The following is a 20484-nucleotide window of genomic DNA, read 5'->3' on the forward strand; positions in this document are numbered from 1 at the left end:
TGACCTTCACGCATCAGCATGATGGTGGCACGTTCTTCAGTAGTAAGGTGGTGGTAGCAATGAGTCATAGCGATAGCGTACCTGATCGATCAGGTGTTGCACTTGCTCATTGAGACCGCCTGGTTGCCGCAACGTGAAATGATCGGATTGCAGCCTTCCCGATTGTCACCGGTCTTTCCGACGTAGAGCTTCGTCCCATCATCGCTTTCGGCCACTACGACGTACACGCTAAAACAGTGCTTCAATGCTTCAGGGGCGATGGTGAATGTATGAGCCATAGTGACCGTTAACGCTCAAAACAAGGGCCGCCGGTACGGCGGTTCCATTTTCTTGTGCTTGTCATGCATCTTTCTACCTTATGAACTGGCCATCAAAAGATTCCAACGATTGGGGATCTACTACTTTTACTGCGGTTCCCCCAACGAATGGTGCCGCCCATGAAAATGCCGAAACTGTTCTGCCACCATATGCCTCAATAATCGCATTCGCGCCAACCTTCCTTGCTTCTTGAGCGAGCAGAGGATACAGGCTCTCAGCCTTATCATAACCTTGACGGGCATTAGCTTTAACAACGCCAACAACCTCATATTCAATATCAGAAGGCAAGCCCGCTTGGGTAATGAATATTGGACCAACGGTTTGCTCCGAAGATGCAACTTGAGGTACGGATGATGACGAAACCGCTCCACAGCCTCCGAGTGAAGAAACTAGACAAATTAGAATTATTGCGTATTTCAGATTCATACTTGTTCTTCCTTGTAGTAAAAGTCGGATGCATAACACCAGCATTTTCGGTTGGCTTGTAGCGCAGCGAAAAACCAGTCCCGCAACATCCGCTTGTTATGCATTTTTAACAATCCCAGCAAGAATACTATTCTTGTATTTTTGGAAATGTGACTGAGCATATGCTCGATTGACATACATTGGGTGATAAAAAGAGTTCTTTGAGAAATCCCTATCGTATATATCAAGAACGGCATCAGATGAATTATTGAAAATACTCACAGCCACTTTTCTAAGCATCTCATTACCAAGAACTTCGTTGCTAAAACCGAAATACGTCGGTTTATCGTTAAAATATCTGTATACGCTACGTGAAAACAGTAACTCTGAATCTTCGCCAATTCCGGCAACTGCTTCTGGAAGATTTTGATTTTTAACATTGAAGGTGTTAAATAACTGGACTACACCACTCAGGTCAATATTTTTATCCAAATACCAGCCGTTAAATATTTTCTCGACAAATCTCATTGTTGAATCAGGAGAAAACTCATGCCAGTGATCGGATTGAACCCCTTCGCCGCTCTTATATCTTTGGTGAAACTTTGAGATGGATGCCAATAAATCCTCTGAAACAAGTGAAGTAGGCTCTGCGCTGCCAGGATTGGCTAAGACAGCACTCCCAATCAAGTCCCAGCAATCACCGAATTGAAGCAGTGTATTTCGCCTATATATAACTCCGCCTTCTACAAAATACTCAGCAAATACTTTCAATGATTAGTCCTTATCCTGAGATGCATAACGCCAAAATCAGCCGCCGCCATCGGCGGTCGGCTGCATTTTCTTGTTATGTGATTCCGACAAGGCACTCGCAGCACTATCAACTGAATCTTGTAACGACAGAATGGCAGATTCAAGACGCTCAATCATGGCTTCATTGTGTTCATTCAACAGGTGCAATTGATTTTCTATCGCCTCCAATGATTGCTGACCACTTGCAGCCTCAATATTTTTGATATCCACAGAAGAGGTTAGAAACATTGGTAGCACCGCAGATACAATAAGACCAATTATCGTAATTCCAAGAGCTAAACGAGTATATTTTAGTTGCTTACCCATTGAACCTATTTCTGCTTCATGCCTCAGCTCTTCGTCTGTTTTAAAGCCATTGGCTTCCAGAAGCCGCAGGGTTTCTGAAACAAATATCTTTTTCCGAGAATATCTGAAAATCAAAGGCTTAAGGTCGTCATCCAGGAACCCACATCTCGTATATTCAGTATCAGCCCACACTTCGCCGAGGCTTTCCAAGCCAAGCTCACCTACGAAATAAGCAAGCTTTTCATTCTCAAGATATTGGAAAAGAGCGACAATCGTAATAAGTTTCTTGGAGATATCTTCGTCGATGCTATTTATCCATTCGACTCCATACTCGTCAAGCGCTTGTTTCTTTACTTGAATGGATACGTCGCTTTTGCTTATAAGCTCGATATAGCAGTGTTCTGGAAGTTTGGTTGCACCATAAAAAGAGCCAATTACGTTCCCCAAACTATTAAGGTGGCCGGGAGCATCCTCAAGCTCCACCATCTTACGTACTAATTGCTTTTCAAGATCGCTAAAAGCTCTCATTAGAATCCTTAATCACATAACGCCAACATCAGTGGCAAAAATAAGTTTTGCGGAACGTAGTGGAGCAAAGCTTATTTTTGTCCACTGGATGTTCTTGTTAGGTTTACATACTGCTCTAAAATTTCAGCCTTTATTCTAAATTCAGTAACTTCGATTTCTAAGTATAAACATGCTAATACTTCGGACAACGTAAGCCACATTGATATTTTGGGATTTTCAAGAACAAAAGTATGCTTCTCTACTTTAACATCACCAAAATCAATTTCGTCTTTTAACCCATGACCGAAGTCACGAACATAGTTCTTACGCTGGTTCTTATCTAAAGAGTCAGTGAATTCTGAAAAAGTAAAGTTCACATTGCTAACTTTGTGCGCTAAGTTATTTCTTAGGGCGGCTAAAGAATTTAGTATTTTTGCTTGTTCATTGTTAATGGCACCCAATTTACGTAATAAAACCACCCGCCCAACCTTAGAATTGCACTGCTCTAAATATGCAAAGCTGTCTTCAAGTTCAGGATTGCGTAACTTATGTGCCAATATATGCGTACAACCTGCTTCCACTAATGCACTTAATTTAATTACGAACGACCAATCATCTTCTTTCAGTAGTTGAAGATAAAAGTCGTTTGGCAATTCAAGTCGTTCTTCAAATTGCTTTATGTCTTCAAATATCTCTGCCATTTTGTATACCTAACGCCTTGCTCATTTGCGCAGCGGTTGTAGTGTATTTTTGTGCAACAATGAGCGCAGCGAGTGCATAAAAAGGAACGTAGACCGCTGCGTCAAATGGAGCAATTTGTTAGGTGATTCTGCCCTAGACATACAAACTTAGCATGAGTGCCAACCAAGTAAGAACAAATAAAATTGAACTCGTTTCTTCCACTTCGTTGTTAATATGCAGAAATAACATAGAAAAGAAGAAAGCTAGCGGAGTGTTCACTAATGCTGAATATTCATCAGGTATGTCACGGCCACTAAACTTCATGAAAACTCGTCCAATTAGCCCAACGACTGACACGAGAAAGAAGGCCCGTATCATCCACAATCTTATATTGTGATCAGATTCCATTGGACGAACTCTCTTTAACTGAAAGACGTCCTTGAGAATTACAATTATCTCTCGATCAATCTTGTTCATAGGGATACGACCGAACTCATAGCTTCACCTAACGCCTCAAACAGACGCCGCTTCAGCGGTCGTCTGCATTGACTTGTTAGAGTTTTCCATCTGTGTGATTGAAACGGTTAAAGATACGGATGAAACGATCAAAGCAAGTATGGCAATGACAGTCCCGATCCAAAATCTACCTCGCTCCTGGCGAAGACCGGCCAATACTGAACTCATAAGTGGGAAGTTAACACAGTTCGCATCTTTCCCGACCTTAATAGCGAAAAGATGAACACTGCTCCCATCTTCTCGCTTATAACCGTACTTCTTATCTAAATGGTAGTACAACCGACCAAAAACGATATCGGCATCTACTCTCAGTTCGTTAGCAATCTTCCTACAATCCACCGGCACATAGATTTTCGAACCACGAGTCTCGTCACTACCTTCGAAAGAAACATAGCTTGAATAATATAAACGATAAACTGTATTTAGAATCTCTAAATCAGTGGGAATGCTCATGCCTCTCCTGAAACTCTAACGCCTGAGATCAGCGGCATTTGAGGCGACGCCCGTTTTTGCGGCAGCAAAAATGGGTGGCGGGTCAAATGTCCGCTGCAACGATTTGTTATATTCAATCCATCGGTTCATAGCGCTGTCGATTGACGTAGTCGGTCTTTTTCGTTGGCTCGGCGCCAGCCTCCGAAATCTCTACTTCCAAGATGTAGGACGGCAAACCGAATTTTTCGAGGAAGCCAGCTGCAACCTGAAGAGCTTCACTTCCGAACTCTAGGTCTAGCCCTTGGAAGAACCTGCACGAAAGCATTACAGATAAGGGGGTAGCATACCGATATAGCAGCGTATCCTTGTATCCCGTCGCTTTCGCTACGTTGAGTGGGACACATACTGCACTTGTCCTCGGCGCCACGGAACCTGCGGGCCAGTTTCTTCGGTAGAAATGGCGAACCTCATCGAAGAACACTGGGGAGGATTGAAATCCTGTTATGTCCTCGTAGTCATATAAGAGATAGTGAGCTCTCGGTGCGTGCTTCAGTAGTTTGTTGAGTTGTTGAGCGCGCATGGCGTCGAATGTGGTTTTCCTTCTTTGTCTTCGTTTTGCTTCGAGGAACGCAGCGCCCTCCAAATGCTCCCCATCCTTGTAGTGAATATTTACAAGTATCGCGACATCGCCGAAACGGTTTTCATAGGTGCCACTTAGCTTGTACGCCTGCCAGTGAATATTGCTTCGGACATCGTCACCTAGGAGTTCAATTCGACCGAGCTCACTCCGCAGCCTCGTGAGGAGGCTTCTGGTGATGTGATCTTCATCCCAATCCCAAAGCCCCACATTCTTTATAGAGGTCCGAATGGTGTGTTCGAGGAGGCCTGTTAGGTCTAAGAGGTCATGCGGCATTGAATCTGGCACCTTGAATATAACGCCTGAGATCAGCGGCATTTGAGGCGACGCCCGTTTTTGCGGCAGCAAAAATGGGTGGCGGGTCAAATGTCCGCTGCAACGATTTGTTATATTCAATCCATCGGTTCATAGCGCTGTCGATTGACGTAGTCGGTCTTTTTCGTTGGCTCGGCGCCAGCCTCCGAAATCTCTACTTCCAAGATGTAGGACGGCAAACCGAATTTTTCGAGGAAGCCAGCTGCAACCTGAAGAGCTTCACTTCCGAACTCTAGGTCTAGCCCTTGGAAGAACCTGCACGAAAGCATTACAGATAAGGGGGTAGCATACCGATATAGCAGCGTATCCTTGTATCCCGTCGCTTTCGCTACGTTGAGTGGGACACATACTGCACTTGTCCTCGGCGCCACGGAACCTGCGGGCCAGTTTCTTCGGTAGAAATGGCGAACCTCATCGAAGAACACTGGGGAGGATTGAAATCCTGTTATGTCCTCGTAGTCATATAAGAGATAGTGAGCTCTCGGTGCGTGCTTCAGTAGTTTGTTGAGTTGTTGAGCGCGCATGGCGTCGAATGTGGTTTTCCTTCTTTGTCTTCGTTTTGCTTCGAGGAACGCAGCGCCCTCCAAATGCTCCCCATCCTTGTAGTGAATATTTACAAGTATCGCGACATCGCCGAAACGGTTTTCATAGGTGCCACTTAGCTTGTACGCCTGCCAGTGAATATTGCTTCGGACATCGTCACCTAGGAGTTCAATTCGACCGAGCTCACTCCGCAGCCTCGTGAGGAGGCTTCTGGTGATGTGATCTTCATCCCAATCCCAAAGCCCCACATTCTTTATAGAGGTCCGAATGGTGTGTTCGAGGAGGCCTGTTAGGTCTAAGAGGTCATGCGGCATTGAATCTGGCACCTTGAATATAACGCCCGCCAGCAGGCGTGCGGTTTTTTGCATCGCCTGCCTGGCCTTGTTAGGTGTGAGTGTTCTGCTATTAACAGTTAATGGCAATGAACCGTTCCGACACTATTATCCATATGGCAACACTGCCCGGGTGGAGAACTTTTCCGGCACCCGCCCCCGTGGGCTAGAGCGGTGCCGCAAATCAAAGTAAGAACGATTGCGATAACAAGAAATTTCATATCTTCCCCTGCTTCTGATTGGATTTATTCTCGGGACCTGAAACTACACACCTAACGCCCGCAGCACGGGAAAATTGGAGCGCAGCGGAAATTTTGTCCCAGTGCCTGCGCTTGTTAAGCATTTTCACCACCGAGGCATACGCAATGGCCTACGTACTGAAAACTCAAAGTACGGGAATTGCTCCTGATACCAAACCACCATTTCTCTACAGAAGCTCTTGAACTTCTCATCTTGCCATACAAGTTTCATCTGTTTTTTGGAAAGCCTGCTGCTTGTGTCTTCTTGATGCTTTGCAATGAATACGCGACCCGTATAAGGGTTTAGCTTCGGCCATTTTCTATTCTGGCTCTTGTGATGGCCGTGAGGTACTGAGGGATAGGAATCAGGGTCCGATTTTGTAAAAACCCAGACTCCGAGGCAGAGAAATTCCATCCAATTTTCGTCGTTTTTACTAGAGCCTCCGTTCCCGTCACTGATCTTTGAGATCATCGAATCACTCTCACCGACGTCCTCATGGCTCTCTTCTTCTGGATCAGCCCACTCTCCTAGGCTTCCCCTGGGGTCGGAACTCACCTCGGCGTCATCCGATAGCCATAGAGCCACCTCGACACGCTCCCAAAATTCATCGTGGCTAATCATGCCAAGCTGGTGATGAACCTCAGCCATGTTGATCAAGAAATTTCTCATAGTCATCCTGATGCTTAACATTTTTAATCGTATGCGTGCTTAAATTGACGCCGCGCGGATCTGCACAAGGTGCTTCACATCTTCTTGATACTACCAAGAAATTCATCCTATGCCTTCTTCGCCCTTAGTCGCCAACACGCGCATGCTCGAATTCCTGCGAAAGTGTGCGCGACATTCCACCGGACTCTGCTCACATCTCTCTGATGTTCTGCCTTTTTTCTAGAATTTGTGCGGAGACAACATGCGTTCTTCTGTTGCTTTCCAGGCGCGTCAGCTGGACGCTTCTCGATATACTGTATGAATGTATAGTTACCGTATTTTGGAGGTTGCACATGAGCAAGAGCCCGTTCCTGGAGTCCATCCGCCGAGATCTACGCTTGCGTGGCTACAGTATTCGAACAGAAAAAACCTACCTGCACTGGATCAAGCGATTCATCTTGTTTCACCAACGCCGACATCCTGCTGAGATGGGTGCACCCGAGGTGCGCGTCTTCCTGACATCGCTCGCCAACGACAACGGTGTCTCGGTCAATACGCAAAAGATTGCGTTGAATGCTCTCGCCTTTCTGTACCACAAGTTTCTTGGTGTCGAGTTGGGACCGCTCGACTTCAAGCATGCTCGCCAGCATCGTAGGCTTCCCACCGTACTGACCCGTGCCGAGGTCGCGGCAATCCTGTCGTGCATGTCGGGACGAAACTGGCTGATCTTCTCTTTACTTTATGGCAGTGGGCTACGTATCGCGGAATGTCTTCGGCTTCGTGTCAAAGACATCGATTTCGATACAAGGGCCTTGACCATCGTCAGCGGCAAGGGAGGCAAGGATCGCAAGACCTTGCTGAGTACAACCCTGATGTCTGAACTGACTCGGCAGATGGATACTGCCTTGTCCCTGCAACGCGAGGACGTCGCACGGGGGGTAGGCCCTTCGCTGCCCTTTGCGCTGGGTAAAAAATACCCAGGTGCCTACCGCCAACCGGCCTGGATGTTCGTGTTTCCTTCCACTGGCCTATGTGCCCATCCTGTTTCGGGAGTTCTGTGTCGGCATCACCTGCACGACTCAGTCCCTCGCAAGGCGCTGAAGGTGGCGGTGAAACAAGCAGGTATCGTGGATAAACGGGTCGGCTGTCATACCTTCCGCCATTCCTTTGCCACCCACCTGCTTGAGGCCGGTCAGGACATTCGCACGGTACAGGAGTTGCTGGGCCACACCGATGTTCGAACCACGCAGATCTATACCCACGTCATCGGCAAACGGTTTGCTGGCACATCCAGCCCATTGGATCTGCTATAGCAACGACACCGGCCCGGCGTGGATATTCCGGTTGCCGATTACCCTACAGGCAGGCTACCGCGGGAGAATGTCACATAGACACGCCCCTTCCATGGCGATTGCTGCCACTTCCTTCCCTGAAATCAGCACTACCCCACCAGGCTTGAATAAGGCGTCCAGGCTTCCACGCCCTGATGGATCTGGACTGTCTGTCATTGTGGCTAAATTTAGTTGTTGCCTTTCAGCATATACCGACATATCCGGGGATTCGAGCTTTGCCTCGACGTCGCTGAGTGCGCCCCACCCTTTTCCTGGTTTGGCCACGATTAGACGACGCGCCGTGGTCGAATACCACAAACGACGACACCCCGGCGGGCAAGGCCCGTCGGGGTGTCGTTTAGCGGCTGCGTGGGTGGCAGCACTACTGCACCACCCTGCTCTGGCTATCTATCGGTAGGCGCGTGTCTTGGCGTTATGCCTTGGCGCTGTGCCTTGACGTTGCGCCTTGTCTTGCCTCTACTGCCTCAGGCTTCAGGCGGCGTAGCGGGATACGGCCAGACCATCGGGGTTGATGGCTGGCGTACGACCGTCGATCAGGTCGGACAACAGCTGAGCACTGCCACAGCTCATGGTCCAGCCCAGGGTGCCGTGGCCGGTGTTGAGCCACAGGTTGTCGTACTTGGTGGCGCCGATGATCGGTGTGGAGTCCGGGGTCATCGGGCGCAGGCCGGTCCAGAATTCGGCCTTGGCCAGATCGCCGCCTTCCGGGAATACATCGCGCACGACCATGGAAATGGTGGCACGACGCTTCTCGGCCAGGCTGAGGTCGTAGGATGCCAGCTCCGCGGTGCCGCCGACACGGATTCGGTCGTCGAAGCGTGAAATCGCCACCTTGAAGGTTTCGTCCATGACGGTGGACTGGGGCGCGCCGCCGTCATCGACCACCGGCAGGGTCAGGCTGTAGCCCTTGACCGGGTAGATCGGCAGGCGGATGTCCAGGTCACGGGCGAGGAACGGCGAGTAGCTGCCCAGCGCCATCACGTAGGCGTCGGCCGTCAGGGTGCCGGCACTGGTGTGCACCGCCTCTACCTTGCCGGAGACCCGCGTCAGCCGCTCGATGGTGGTGTTGAACATGAACTCGACACCGAGCTTCTCGCGGCAGTAGTCGGCCAGGCGATTGGTGAACAGGTGGCAGTCACCGGTCTGGTCGTCGGGCAGATGCAGGCCACCGACAAACTTGCCGGGCACACGGGCAAGCGCCGGCTCCACCTGGGCGATGCGGCTGGCGTCCAGCAGTTCATGACGCACGCCGCACTGCTCGAGGACCTTCATGTCCTTGCCCACCGCTTCGACCTGCTTTTCGGTACGGAAAAGCTGCAGCAGGCCACGCTGACGATCTTCGTAGCGAAGCCCGGTCTCGTCACGCAGCGCATTGATGCAGGCGCGGCTGTGCTCAGCGACGCGGACCATGCGCTCCTTGTTGAGGGCGTAGCTGTCGGGATTGCAGTTGCTGAGCATCTGCATCATGAAGCGACCCATGTTCGAGTCCATCTTGGGCTGGATCTTGAGTGGCGCGTGTTCCTGGAACATCCACTTGACCGCCTTCTGGGGGATGCCCGGGGCAGCCCAGGGGGAAGAGAAGCCGAAGGATACCTGGCCAGCGTTGCCGTAGCTGGTCTCCATCGCCACGGAGGGCTGACGATCGACCACCTTTACCTCGTGTCCCTGACGGGCCAGATAATAGGCGGTGGTAACCCCTACGACACCCGCTCCCAGTACCAGTACCTTCATGTCGCCACTCCTCTGTTCTCGTTGTCGATGGCCCGTCCCGATCCCGGGCGTTGAGCATGAGATAGGCCGTGGCCAATGGCCACGGCCTGCAATGAGAGGAGTATAGGGTCGAGTACGAAGTGTTTTATTCTTTTTTAGCCACCTTTCGCGAACGGTGATATCGAAGTTATCACCAGCAGCAGATTTTACTTTCTTTCATCCATATGAAAACAGTTGATTCAACTGCCCTGGATTTCACCCGTGCCGCTACGCTTGGGGCGCGACAATGTTCGCCGCAGCAACAGGTAGGCGCCAAGCCCTGCCAGCAGGTTGCCCACCCCCGCTCCAAGCCCAAGGCCGGTAACACCTCCCATCAGCGTTACACCGAGCCACAGGCACGGCAGGTAGAACACGAACAACCGCGCGGCAGACAGCAGCATGGCGCGCATCGGCCAGCCGAGGGCATTGCCGGCCGACACCACCAGCATGCACACCCCGAGCGCGGCATAGCTCGGCAACATGAAGCGCATCAGCACCATCAGCGATTCGCTGACCTCCGGCGTGCCGGCCAGGGCACGGGCGACCCAAGGCGAAGCCAGTGCCAGCGACACACCCAGCATCAACTGCCACACCACCACCACCTTGAGGGCAAGGCGCATCAGGCGGTGCACCTGGGCCCAGTCGCCGGCGCCGTAGCAGCGGCCGAGCCAGGGTGGCAGCGACATGGTCAGCGCCAGCACCACCATCAGCGACACCGTCTCAAGACGGCTGGCCAGTCCCCAGGCCGCAACGGCGGATTCGCCCAGGCGTGACACCGTGGAAATCGCCAGCATCGCCGCCAGCGGCGGCATCAACTGGCTGACCATGGCGGGACAGGCGACCCCCGCAAAGGAGCGCCCCGATAGCCGCCATTCCTCCCGGAGGCCTTCGAACGCGAGCCAGTGGCGTCCCTTCAACTGCCAGCCGAGCAAGGCAAGGCCACTGCCAAAGGCGATCACCGTGGCCCAGGCGGCCCCGGGCAGGCCCAGCCCATCCCAGTTGCCGATACCAAAGATCAGAATCGGATCGAGACACAGGTTCACCAGGCTGGTCAGCACCATCATGCTGCCGGGAAAGCTGGTGTTGCCGTGGGCACGAAACAGGCTGTAGCCGAAGTACACCACCGCCCCCAGCCAGGCGGCGACCAGCTGGGGTGCCCAGTAGGCGCGAATCAACTCCCGCGCGTGAGCGTCGGCCCCAAGGGCCCCGAAGATGGGACTCTGCAGGGCCCATAACACCAGCGCCAGCAGGCCGATGGCGACTGTCCCCATCATCAGCGACAGACTGCCCAGACGCCGGGCGCGGTCGTCTTCGCCTCCGCCCAGCGCCCGGGAAATCAAGGCGGCAATGGCGATCCCCATGCCCACCTGTACGCCGATGATCAGAAACGACAGCGGAAAGGTGTAGGACTGGGCCGCCAGGGGAGCGGTGCCCAGGCGCGCGACGAAGGCAGAATCGACCAGCTGAAAGCCGAGCAGCGACAACACTCCGATCGCCATCGGCCAGGTCTTTTGCCACAGGGTGCGCCCCAGGGAGGTAGAGTCGGAACTTAGGTGCACGGTGTCTCCGGATGGTAGATAGGCCGCTTATGGTAAGCCATAACGAACCCTCGCTCAGCCTCCTTCAACGGCAAAAGCCCCGGGCACCTGTCCCGGGGCTTTCGTCATGTTGAACAGGGCGTGTTACTGACGAATGCCTTCGAAGGTCACGTACAGCTCAAGGTTGTGCATCGGCTCGGGGAACTTGCTCATGTCGATGTCGTAGTCGGACAGCGCCAGCTCGGTGGAACCTTCGAAGCCTGCGCGATAGCCGCCCCAGGGGTCGTCACCCTCGCCCAGCAGGGTCACCGGCATCTCGATGCTGTTGGTCACACCGTGCAGGGTCAGGTCACCGCTCAGCACACCTTCACCATCGCCGGTAGATTCAAAGCCGGTGGAGGTAAAGGTGGCGGTCGGGTACTCACCGGCGTCGAGGAAGTCACCGCTCAGGATGTGCTTGTCGCGCTCGGCGTGGTTGGTATTCAGACTGGTGACATCAACCTCGACCTCGGCGGACGCCGCCTCGATGTTTTCCGGGTCGTAGCTGAAGGTACCGTCGAACGACTCGAAGCTACCCAGAATATAGGAATAGCCGAGGTGGCTGATCTTGAACTGGATAAAGGCGTGCTGGCCTTCAGAATCTATGGCGTAGTCGGCGGCCTGGGCCTGGGCCAGCGGCAGCAGCGAAGCGGCGGTCAGGGCGGCGATGGCGGTCTTCTTGAACATGTTACTCTCCTTGATGGTTACGCGGTGATTGCGTCAGCACTCTTTCTCTATACCGACCTTGGGTCATGTATCGGCCCCGGGCCGGTGGATTCTTGACGTCCGGACAACACTTGCCGGCGGTCGCAAGGTCACGTTGGCGTCTTCAGGCCTGCTCCCCGGTGGTCTTGTCAGGCTTGGCCCGACGCGCCAGGCGCGGGTCGACCATGCGAACCAGGGTGTCCTGACGGTCCAGGTAGTGATGCTTGAATGCCGCCAGGGCGTGGCCCGCCGACAGGATGATCAGCGCCAGCGCACTGTACCAGTGCACCACGCCGGCGCGGGAGGCCTGCTCCGGCAGGTCACTGATCAGCGCGGGCACGGTAAACAGGTCGAGCACGGCGATGCCCTTGCCGTCGGCGGTGGAGATGAGATACCCGCTGATCAGCACCGTGGTCATCAGCAGATAGAGCGCCAGATGACCGAGCGCCGCTCCGCGACGCTCAAGCGCTGAACCGTGGGCCTCGGGGGATGGCTGCACCAGCCGCCACAGGATACGGCCAGCCACAATGAACAGCAGCAACATGCCGACGCCACGATGCCACCAGGGGGCCAGGTTGTACCAGTTGCTGTAGTAGTCGAGACCGGTCATCCACCAGCCCAGGGCAAACAGACCGAGAATCGCCAGCGCACTTGTCCAGTGCAGCAGGATGGCGAACAGGCCCCACCCCTGGCGTGAATTTCGCCACATGCCAACGTCCTTTGATTAATCGATGAAATCGAGCTTAACGCATCTTTAGACGGCAAACCGTGGAAAAATTTCGAACGATAGATACGATAAAACCGCGATATGGTGCGCCTGGCTGCTGCCCTTCCCCCGTAACGCAACGACCGCCGACGAGCGGACTCATGCGGCGGTCGTGGTAAAGCAGCGCTTCGACACATCACTATGGGGAGGCTCCAGCATGGCAGCCTCGGGTGAAGCTCTAGACCAAGGCGTCGAGCCCCCTGGCCAGGTCAGCCTTGATATCGTCGAGATTCTCGAGCCCCACGGCGATGCGCAGCAGATTCTCGGAAATGCCGGCGGTCGCCTTCTGTTCGTCCGACAAACGCCCGTGGGTGGTGGTCGCCGGGTGGGTAATGGTGGTCTTGGCGTCTCCCAGGTTGCCGGTGATCGACAGCATGCGGGTGGCATCGACCACTGACCAGGCCTGCTCGCGCCCGCCCTTGACCTCGACCCCGACCACGGCGCCGAAGCCCTGCTGCTGGCGGCTCGCCACCTGGTGCTGGGGATGACTCTCGAGTCCGCTGTAGTGAACCATCTCTACCGCCGGGTGAGCGTCAAGCCAGCGCGCCAGTTCCAGCGCCGAGGCCGCGTGAGCCTTCATCCGCAGGTTCAGCGTCTCCAGTCCCTTGGTGAAGATCCAGGCATTGAAGGGACTGAGGCATGGGCCGCAGGTCCGCACCACCCCGAAGACTTCCTCGAGCTCCTTGTCACGCCCGACCACGGCCCCGCCGATGGCGCGCCCCTGGCCATCCAGGTACTTGGTGGCCGAATGGATCACCAGATCGGCGCCCAGTGACAGCGGCCGCTGCAGCGCCGGCGTCAAGAAGCAGTTGTCGATGGCGAGCAAGGCATCGTGGCGATGGGCCAGTTCGGCCAGCGCTTCGATATCGACGACCTCGGACAGCGGGTTGGAAGGCGTCTCGGCGAACAGCAGTCGGGTCGCCGGGGTCATCGCCGCTTCCCAGGCGTCCAGATCGGAAAGCTCCACATAGCGTGTGGTGATACCGAACTTGCCGAGATACTTGTCGAACAGGCTGACGGTGGAGCCGAACAACGAGCGCGAGGCGACGATCTCGTCACCGGCCTGAAGCAGTGCCAGCGCGGTGGACAGGATGGCGGCCATGCCGGAACTGGTGGCCACACAGCGCTCGCCCCCTTCCATCGCCGCCAGGCGACGCTCGAAGGTACGTACCGTGGGGTTGGTGAAGCGCGAGTAGACGTTGCCCGGCTCATCACCGGAAAACTTGCGCGCCGCTTCGGCTGCGCTGCCGTAGACAAAGCTCGAGGTCGGAAAGATCGGCTCGGAGTGTTCCTGCTCCTGGGTGCGATCGTGCCCCGCCCGGATGGCCAGGGTCTCGAGGTTCCATTCGTCCTGCGTCGGGTCCAGCATATCCGTCTCCATCACTCGCCAGGGTGCCGTCGACTCGGACGGGTAGAGAGAGCGCCTTCGGGCACTCCCCCTGCCGACCGACGACGCCCTGCGGTTAGCTGTTGGGTATCAGTCGATATCGTCCTGATTGTGCATGCCGACCAGGGCGTGATCGCCAGCGCTCTGATCCTGCTTGGCGCCATCGTTGCGCGAAGCCTCGAGATCGGACAGGTAGGCCTCGTCGATGTCGCCGGTGATGTACTTGCCATCGAACACCGAACAGTCGAACTCGGCCAGCGCCGGATTGACCTCACGACAGGCCGCCTTCAGGTCCTCAAGGTCCTGGTAGACGATACGATCAGCGCCGATCAGCTCACCCACCTCGGCCTCGCTGCGGCCGTGAGCGATCAGCTCGCTGGCGGCGGGCATGTCGATGCCGTAGACGTTGGGATAACGCACGGGCGGCGCGGCAGAGGCAAAGTATACCTTGTTGGCGCCGGCGTCGCGGGCCATCTGGATGATCTGCTTGCAGGTGGTGCCGCGCACGATGGAGTCGTCCACCAGAAGCACGTTCTTGCCCTTGAACTCGATATCGATGGCGTTGAGCTTCTGGCGCACGGACTTCTTGCGCTGGGTCTGCCCGGGCATGATGAAGGTCCGCCCGATGTAGCGGTTCTTCATGAAGCCTTCGCGATAGGTGACCCCCAGGTGCTGGGCCATCTCGAGTGCCGAGGTACGCGAGGTGTCGGGAATCGGGATGACCACATCGATGTCGTGATCCGGCCATTCGCTCTTGATGCGATCGGCGAGCTTGCGGCCCATCTGCAGGCGGGTGCCGTAGACGTAGGCACCGTCCAGCAGCGAATCGGGGCGTGCCAGGTAGACGTGCTCGAAGATGCAGGGGGCAAGCAGCGGACGATCGGCGCAGGACTGAGTGTGGTAGTTGCCATCCATGTCGACGAAGATGGCCTCGCCCGGCGCCAGGTCACGCACCAGCTCGAAACCACCGACGTCCAGCGCCACCGACTCGGAGGCGATCATCACTTCCTGGCCCTCGCCCTGATCGCGGGTGCCGAAGACCACCGGACGGATGCCCTGGGGGTCACGGAAGGCGACCAGGCCCACGCCGTTGATCACCGCCACCGCGGCGTAGCCGCCCCGGCAACGACGATGCACCCGACGCACGGCGTCGAAGATGTCGCCCGGCAGCAGATGGGGCCCCTGCTTGCCCAGCTCATGGGCGAAGACGTTGAGCAGCACCTCGGAGTCCGAGCTTGTGTTGATGTGACGGAGATCCGAGGAGAACAGTTCCTTCTTGAGCTGCTCGGAATTGGTCAGGTTGCCGTTGTGCGCCAGCGCCAGACCGTACGGGGAGTTCACGTAGAACGGCTGCGACTCGGCCTCGCTGGACGAGCCGGCGGTGGGATAGCGCACGTGGCCGATGCCCAGGTTGCCCTTCAGGCGCGCCATGTGGCGTGTGTGGAAGACGTCACGTACCAGACCGTTGCTCTTGCGCAGCAGGAAACGGCCCTCGTTCCAGGTCATCATGCCCGCCGCGTCCTGACCCCGGTGCTGTAGCACCGTCAGGGCGTCGTAGATTGCCTGGTTAACCGCCTGCTTGGCCATCAGGCCGACGATACCGCACATTCAACTTACCTCATTTACCGTGAAACGCCGCCCGGGGGCCAGCGCAAGAGTCGTCTGTCACTGGCGAAGTCAGAGCGTGCTTGTGGCACCTTGCTTCGCATCGTCGATGGCAGATCCCTCTGCCTCGCCACCGGTCGGCGGCGATGGTTCTGCCTGGGGCAGCTCGCGCAGGGACTCGGGAAAGTCCGGCAGGCTGCCCTCGAAATCACTCAGTTGGCCAAGGCCCCAGTCACGCAGCTGCTCGAAGTGGGGGCGCACGCTGGCATCCTGCCAGGCCGTCAGTTGGTCCAGCGGGGTAAAGCCGATCAGCAGCGTGACCAGGGTCAACACCGCTGCCGCCTTCACCCCACCGAACAAGGCGCCGGTCAGGCGGTTGAGAAAGCCGGCGCCGGCCCACTCCACCGCCGCCTGGATCATCCGTATCAAGATGCCGCCGAGCAGGATCGTGATCACGATGATCAGGATAAAGGCCACGATAAGCCGGCCATCGGGACTGTCGATCCAGTTGCCCAGCACCTCGGCCACCGGCTCGGCGAACATGCGTGCCGCCAAAAGTGCCACGATCCAGCTGGCCAGGCCCAGCGCCTCACGCACCAGGCCACGGACGAACCCCGCCGCCACGGCCAGCGCCAGCACGGCGACGAAGACCCAGTCCACCCATGTCACCAGCATCAGCTATCCACCTTGACCAGAAGCCCCTGCAGATTTTCCCGGGACTTGAGCTCGCTCATCACGCCCTCGGCGTCCTCGGACGCCCCGAAGGGACCCACGTAGACCGTGGTCAGCGAATTGTTGCGCTCACGCGAGTAGGCGGGGTAACCCTGGTCACGCAGCTTCTGCATCAGGCGCTGGGCGTTGCCGGCCTCGCCGAAGCTGCCCACCTGCACCGCCCACTCACCGCCTTCCACCGCGGTGGGGCCGCTCGTCGTGCGCTGCTCGGCCTGGCGCGCCAGGGCGGCGATAGGATCTTCCCGCGGCTGGCTGGCCTCGGGTGCCGGTTCGGACTCGGCCTGGCGCTCGGAGGACGCCTGTTCGGCCACCTGCTGCGCCGGTTCGGAGTCCACCTGCTGTGGTTGGCTGGACTCGGAGGGTTCGCTCTGGCCCTGGTCGGCCTGCGAAGCATTGCCCTCGCCAGCGGCAACCGGTGCCTGAATCTGCCCAAGCCCTTCCGGCGGGGTGGGCTCAGGCACGTCGCGGCGCTCCACATCCACCGGCGGGTCGATGGTCAGCACCGGGTCCGGCCGCTGCTCGGGGGATTCGGGCTCATCAAACAACATCGGCACGAAGATGACGCCCAGCGCCACCACGATAATGATCCCGCTGATCCGCTCACGCATTCCGTATTTCATGTCGCTCCCTCGATGACGCCACCGCCACTGGACTGGCGGCTCCATCTCGCCAGTATGGCAGCCACGGTGAAGAAGGATCCCGTCACCAGTACACGATCTGCCGGCTCGACGCACGATTCGAGCCAGTCGGCGCCGTCATCGACGCTATCGGCGTGGTGAAGGATGGTGCCACCTTGATGTTCGATGCGTGCCGCCAGGTCGGCTGCGCTACGTCCGCGATCGCCCTCGAGCGTCACCGGCAGCCAGGCGTCCACCATCGGCGACAGCGCGGCGATGACCCCCTCGGCGTCCTTGTCCTCGAGCATGCCGATCAGACACAGGGTTCGCCCCTGGACGTCCCTTTGCACTTCACGCCGTTCGACCAGTCGCCCGGCCAGGTAGTTGGCGGCGTGAGGGTTGTGACCCACGTCAAGGCACCAGTTACCGCGCCACTGCATCCGCCCGGGAAGATGCACCTCGGCCAGTGCCTGGCGACAGGCGTCTGGATCGAGTTCACCAAGGGCCAGCCACAGTGCCTGCAGCGCAGAAGCGGCGTTGTCCAGCGGCAGCCCGGGATCGCCTAGTCGTTCCAGGCCGACCGCCTGGCCTTGTGCGTCGCTGCCGCGCCACGACCAGCCGCCCTGTTCCCCATCAGGTCCTGCACAAGGTGCTGCTTGAGGGCCTGCATGGCGGCCCGAATGGGCGAAGGCCTCGCCGAGCGCAAAGATCGGCGCACCCAGCGAACGGGCATGGTCGGCAACGCTCGAGGGCAGGTCACGACTGCCCAGCACCGCCGGGCGCCCGGTACGCATTATCCCGGCCTTCTCGCGGCCGATGATCGCTATGTCGTTGCCCAGGAAGGCGGCGTGGTCCTGAGCCACGGTGGTCACCACGGCGACATCCGGATCCACCACATTGACCGCGTCCAGGCGACCACCGAGGCCGACCTCCAGCACCGCCAGGTCGGGCTGGCGCCTGGCGATGGTCCACAGCGCGGCCAGGGTACCGACCTCGAAGTAGGTCAGGCTGACCGGGGATGGCGCGAGCCTGGCCTGCTCCACCGCAACAAAGCCTTCGATCAGCACCTCGTCGCTGGCCTCGCTGGCGTCCAGCCGAAGGCGCTCGTTGTAACGCACCAGATGGGGCGAGGTGTAGGCCGCCGTGGACAGCCCATGGGCCCGTCCCAGCGCCTCGAGCATGGCCACCGTGGACCCCTTGCCGTTGGTGCCGGCGACGGTGATCACCCGGCGTGCAATCGGCCGCTCGGTCAGACCGAGACGCTGTGCCACACAGGCGACCCGCTCGAGGCCCAGATCGATGCCGACGGGGTGGGCGGCCTCGAGTCGGGCGAGCCAGCTATCCAGCGTGGTGGGCAGACCGTCGTTGTCCATGGGCTAGCGCGGTGTGTCCTGGGTGCGTTCGCCGTCCTTCGGCTCCTCGCCTTGGGCAGCATCGGCTTCGTCGCTGTGCGTCTGCTGCTCGGCCGTCTCCGGCGCTTGCTCGGCCTGGGCGCCTTCACTGTCTGCCATGGCCACCGCCAGGTCACGCTCGGCGGCTTCGGCGGCGTCCACCAGGTCGGGCTCACTGTCGTCGGCGATACCTACCGCAGGCTGATGGGTCAGCTTGCGCAGCACCCCACCCAGCCGCGAACGCATCTCGTGGCGATGGACGATCATGTCGACGGTGCCGTGTTCGAGCAGGAACTCGCTGCGCTGGAAGCCTTCAGGCAGCTTCTCGCGCACCGTCTGTTCGATGACCCGAGGACCGGCAAAGCCGATCAGGGCGTTGGGCTCGGCCACGTTGAGATCGCCGAGCATGGCCAGTGACGCCGACACGCCACCGAACACCGGATCGGTCAACACCGAGATATAGGGCACGCCGGCCTGCTTGAGGCGCTCAAGCGCGGCGGAGGTCTTGGCCATCTGCATCAGCGAGAACAGCGCTTCCTGCATGCGCGCACCGCCGGATGCCGAGAAACACACCAGCGGCTGGCCCTCTTCGAGAGCGATAGTGGCGGCACGCACGAACTTCTCGCCGACCACGGCCCCCATGGAGCCACCCATGAAGGTGAACTCGAAGGCCACCGCGACCACCGGCAGGCCATCCAGCGAACCGCGCATGGCGATCAGGGCGTCGTTCTCGCCGGTGTCCTTCTGGGCCGCGGCCAGGCGGTCCTTGTACTTCTTGGAGTCACGGAACTTGAGACGATCCACCGGCTCGAGGTCGGCGGCGATCTCTTCGCGACCTTCCTTGTCGAGGAACCAGTCAAGGCGCTTGCGCGCGGTCAGGCGCAGATGGTGATCACACTTGGGACACACGTTGTGGTGCTTTTCGAGTTCGGGCAGGTAAAGCACCGACTCGCACTTGGGGCACTTACGCCAGAGACCGTCCGGAACGCTCGCCCGGCGGTCCTTGCGCTGAATGCGGCCCACCGAGGGCACAATCTTGTCTAGCCAGCTCATGTCAGAAGTCTTCCGTTGCTACGGTCGCCGGCGGTGGCCGACGACAGGGTCGAATCTCTTCCCCGATCGCCTCTCAGGCGTCCAGGGCCTGGCGTATCTCTGTCATCACCGCCTTCAATTCGGCGATGGCCTCGCGGGGAGCGTCACAGTGCTCGGCGATGCGTGAGACCAGGGCACTGCCGACGATGACGCCATCGGCAACCTTTGCCACTTCCGCGGCGGAGGCGCCGTCGCGGATACCGAAACCGACACACAGGGGCAGATCGGTCAGTTCGCGCAGCGGCGCCAGATGGGCCGCCACATCGTCGGCGTTGAGGCTCGCCGAGCCGGTCACTCCCTTGAGCGACACATAGTAGAGATAGCCATGCGCGTGGGCGCATATTGTAGCGGCACGCTCTGGGGAAGTGGTAGGGGCGACAAGAAAGATTGGCGCCAAATCCTCGGCTTCCAGCAAGGGCCCCAGTTCATCGGCCTCTTCCGGCGGCATGTCCACCACCAGCACGCCATCGACGCCGGCCGCCCTCGCCTCCCGGGCGAAGCGCTCGATACCCATGCGCTCGATGGGATTGAGATAGCCCATCAACACCACCGGGGTGTCGTCGTCCTGACGCCGAAACTCGGCCACCATGGCCAGCAGATCGGTCAGGCGAGTGCCGTGCTTCAAGGCACGCTCACAGGCCTTCTGGATGACCGGGCCATCGGCCATGGGGTCGCTGAAGGGGACCCCGAGTTCGATGATGTCCGCGCCGGACTCGACCAGTGCGTGCATGTAGTCGACGGTCACCTCAGGGGTGGGGTCGCCCCCGGTGATGTAGGGAACCAGCGCCTTGCGACCCTGATCGGCGAGAGAACGAAAGCGTTTATCGATACGAGACATGGAA

General features: G+C 57.6%; 20 protein-coding genes. 1 reads left to right on the plus strand and 19 read right to left on the minus strand.

The window, feature by feature from the left end; genetic code table 11:
- Positions 1–351 precede the first annotated feature (351 nt).
- From EBB56_RS21385 to EBB56_RS21425, 8 genes are all read right to left on the minus strand, one after another.
- On the minus strand, positions 352–744 hold the full coding sequence (locus EBB56_RS21385) for a hypothetical protein (protein ID WP_124805280.1): 393 nt from the start codon (positions 742–744) through the stop codon (positions 352–354).
- Between the two features lie 96 nt (positions 745–840).
- Positions 841–1494, minus strand: coding sequence for a hypothetical protein (locus tag EBB56_RS21390; RefSeq protein WP_124805281.1), 654 nt, complete (start codon positions 1492–1494; stop codon positions 841–843).
- Positions 1495–1530: 36 nt separating this feature from the next.
- A complete protein-coding gene (locus EBB56_RS21395; RefSeq protein WP_221621222.1) occupies positions 1531–2346 on the minus strand; it encodes a hypothetical protein in 816 nt (271 codons plus the stop codon).
- 71 nt (positions 2347–2417) lie between these two features.
- Entirely contained in the window at positions 2418–3026 is a 609-nt protein-coding gene (locus EBB56_RS21400; protein ID WP_124805282.1) for a hypothetical protein, read from the minus strand.
- 493 nt (positions 3027–3519) lie between these two features.
- Positions 3520–3975: a hypothetical protein gene (locus EBB56_RS21410; RefSeq protein ID WP_124805284.1), complete on the minus strand. Its 456-nt coding sequence runs from the start codon at positions 3973–3975 to the stop codon at positions 3520–3522.
- 112 nt (positions 3976–4087) lie between these two features.
- Complete coding sequence (locus EBB56_RS21415) at positions 4088–4909, minus strand: hypothetical protein (protein WP_185696493.1); 822 nt, start codon at positions 4907–4909, stop codon at positions 4088–4090.
- A gap of 74 nt (positions 4910–4983) precedes the next feature.
- Positions 4984–5817, minus strand: a complete 834-nt coding sequence (locus EBB56_RS21420; protein ID WP_124805286.1) for a hypothetical protein — start codon at positions 5815–5817, stop codon at positions 4984–4986.
- Between the two features lie 309 nt (positions 5818–6126).
- On the minus strand, positions 6127–6690 hold the full coding sequence (locus tag EBB56_RS21425) for a hypothetical protein (protein WP_124805287.1): 564 nt from the start codon (positions 6688–6690) through the stop codon (positions 6127–6129).
- A gap of 332 nt (positions 6691–7022) precedes the next feature.
- On the opposite strand from EBB56_RS21425, the gene EBB56_RS21430 reads away from it, so the two are divergent.
- Positions 7023–7982 (plus strand): integron integrase, encoded by a 960-nt coding sequence (locus tag EBB56_RS21430; RefSeq protein ID WP_124805288.1) that lies wholly within the window; start codon positions 7023–7025, stop codon positions 7980–7982.
- 510 nt (positions 7983–8492) lie between these two features.
- Here the strand turns inward: EBB56_RS21430 and EBB56_RS21435 are convergent.
- The 11 genes from EBB56_RS21435 to trpA form a co-directional block, all read right to left on the minus strand.
- Positions 8493–9752, minus strand: coding sequence for a D-amino acid dehydrogenase (locus EBB56_RS21435; RefSeq protein WP_045992464.1), 1260 nt, complete (start codon positions 9750–9752; stop codon positions 8493–8495).
- Positions 9753–9970: 218 nt separating this feature from the next.
- Positions 9971–11269 (minus strand): MATE family efflux transporter, encoded by a 1299-nt coding sequence (locus EBB56_RS21440; protein ID WP_124805295.1) that lies wholly within the window; start codon positions 11267–11269, stop codon positions 9971–9973.
- Between the two features lie 183 nt (positions 11270–11452).
- On the minus strand, positions 11453–12034 hold the full coding sequence (locus EBB56_RS21445) for a YceI family protein (RefSeq protein WP_124805289.1): 582 nt from the start codon (positions 12032–12034) through the stop codon (positions 11453–11455).
- A gap of 142 nt (positions 12035–12176) precedes the next feature.
- Positions 12177–12761 (minus strand): cytochrome b, encoded by a 585-nt coding sequence (locus EBB56_RS21450; protein ID WP_108133034.1) that lies wholly within the window; start codon positions 12759–12761, stop codon positions 12177–12179.
- A gap of 235 nt (positions 12762–12996) precedes the next feature.
- Positions 12997–14187, minus strand: a complete 1191-nt coding sequence (locus EBB56_RS21455; protein ID WP_260425408.1) for an O-succinylhomoserine sulfhydrylase — start codon at positions 14185–14187, stop codon at positions 12997–12999.
- 108 nt (positions 14188–14295) lie between these two features.
- On the minus strand, positions 14296–15813 hold the full coding sequence (purF, locus tag EBB56_RS21460; RefSeq protein WP_045992459.1) for an amidophosphoribosyltransferase: 1518 nt from the start codon (positions 15811–15813) through the stop codon (positions 14296–14298).
- A 69-nt stretch (positions 15814–15882) separates the two neighbouring features.
- A complete protein-coding gene (locus EBB56_RS21465; protein ID WP_071211105.1) occupies positions 15883–16485 on the minus strand; it encodes a CvpA family protein in 603 nt (200 codons plus the stop codon).
- A complete protein-coding gene (locus EBB56_RS21470; protein ID WP_124805291.1) occupies positions 16485–17162 on the minus strand; it encodes an SPOR domain-containing protein in 678 nt (225 codons plus the stop codon). Before EBB56_RS21470 ends, EBB56_RS21465 begins: the two co-directional genes overlap by 1 nt.
- Positions 17159–18532: a bifunctional tetrahydrofolate synthase/dihydrofolate synthase gene (gene folC / locus EBB56_RS21475; protein WP_124805292.1), complete on the minus strand. Its 1374-nt coding sequence runs from the start codon at positions 18530–18532 to the stop codon at positions 17159–17161. The genes EBB56_RS21470 and folC overlap by 4 nt, the downstream gene beginning before the upstream one ends.
- Before the next feature lie 3 nt (positions 18533–18535).
- Positions 18536–19603 (minus strand): acetyl-CoA carboxylase, carboxyltransferase subunit beta, encoded by a 1068-nt coding sequence (accD, locus tag EBB56_RS21480; protein ID WP_045992456.1) that lies wholly within the window; start codon positions 19601–19603, stop codon positions 18536–18538.
- Positions 19604–19676: 73 nt separating this feature from the next.
- A complete protein-coding gene (gene trpA, locus EBB56_RS21485; protein ID WP_108448847.1) occupies positions 19677–20480 on the minus strand; it encodes a tryptophan synthase subunit alpha in 804 nt (267 codons plus the stop codon).
- Positions 20481–20484 lie beyond the last annotated feature (4 nt).

This window comes from Halomonas sp. YLB-10, from assembly GCF_003856855.1.
Classification (GTDB): domain Bacteria; phylum Pseudomonadota; class Gammaproteobacteria; order Pseudomonadales; family Halomonadaceae; genus Halomonas; species Halomonas litopenaei.

Excerpts from the sequence above, each read along its gene's own strand:
- EBB56_RS21395 (WP_221621222.1), bottom strand. The coding sequence starts at position 2,346 with ATGAGAGCTTTTAGCGATCTTGAAAAGCAATTAGTACGTAAGATGGTG.
- accD (WP_045992456.1), bottom strand. The coding sequence starts at position 19,603 with ATGAGCTGGCTAGACAAGATTGTGCCCTCGGTGGGCCGCATTCAGCGC.
- EBB56_RS21440 (WP_124805295.1), bottom strand. The coding sequence starts at position 11,269 with ATGGCGATCGGAGTGTTGTCGCTGCTCGGCTTTCAGCTGGTCGATTCT.
- EBB56_RS21415 (WP_185696493.1), bottom strand. The coding sequence starts at position 4,909 with ATGCCGCTGATCTCAGGCGTTATATTCAAGGTGCCAGATTCAATGCCG.
- EBB56_RS21445 (WP_124805289.1), bottom strand. The coding sequence starts at position 12,034 with ATGTTCAAGAAGACCGCCATCGCCGCCCTGACCGCCGCTTCGCTGCTG.
- EBB56_RS21470 (WP_124805291.1), bottom strand. The coding sequence starts at position 17,162 with ATGAAATACGGAATGCGTGAGCGGATCAGCGGGATCATTATCGTGGTG.
- EBB56_RS21430 (WP_124805288.1), top strand. The coding sequence starts at position 7,023 with ATGAGCAAGAGCCCGTTCCTGGAGTCCATCCGCCGAGATCTACGCTTG.
- EBB56_RS21400 (WP_124805282.1), bottom strand. The coding sequence starts at position 3,026 with ATGGCAGAGATATTTGAAGACATAAAGCAATTTGAAGAACGACTTGAA.
- EBB56_RS21435 (WP_045992464.1), bottom strand. The coding sequence starts at position 9,752 with ATGAAGGTACTGGTACTGGGAGCGGGTGTCGTAGGGGTTACCACCGCC.
- EBB56_RS21450 (WP_108133034.1), bottom strand. The coding sequence starts at position 12,761 with ATGTGGCGAAATTCACGCCAGGGGTGGGGCCTGTTCGCCATCCTGCTG.
- EBB56_RS21420 (WP_124805286.1), bottom strand. The coding sequence starts at position 5,817 with ATGCAAAAAACCGCACGCCTGCTGGCGGGCGTTATATTCAAGGTGCCA.
- EBB56_RS21410 (WP_124805284.1), bottom strand. The coding sequence starts at position 3,975 with ATGAGCATTCCCACTGATTTAGAGATTCTAAATACAGTTTATCGTTTA.
- EBB56_RS21425 (WP_124805287.1), bottom strand. The coding sequence starts at position 6,690 with ATGAGAAATTTCTTGATCAACATGGCTGAGGTTCATCACCAGCTTGGC.
- purF (WP_045992459.1), bottom strand. The coding sequence starts at position 15,813 with ATGTGCGGTATCGTCGGCCTGATGGCCAAGCAGGCGGTTAACCAGGCA.
- EBB56_RS21385 (WP_124805280.1), bottom strand. The coding sequence starts at position 744 with ATGAATCTGAAATACGCAATAATTCTAATTTGTCTAGTTTCTTCACTC.
- EBB56_RS21465 (WP_071211105.1), bottom strand. The coding sequence starts at position 16,485 with ATGCTGGTGACATGGGTGGACTGGGTCTTCGTCGCCGTGCTGGCGCTG.
- EBB56_RS21455 (WP_260425408.1), bottom strand. The coding sequence starts at position 14,187 with ATGCTGGACCCGACGCAGGACGAATGGAACCTCGAGACCCTGGCCATC.
- folC (WP_124805292.1), bottom strand. The coding sequence starts at position 18,532 with ATGGACAACGACGGTCTGCCCACCACGCTGGATAGCTGGCTCGCCCGA.
- trpA (WP_108448847.1), bottom strand. The coding sequence starts at position 20,480 with ATGTCTCGTATCGATAAACGCTTTCGTTCTCTCGCCGATCAGGGTCGC.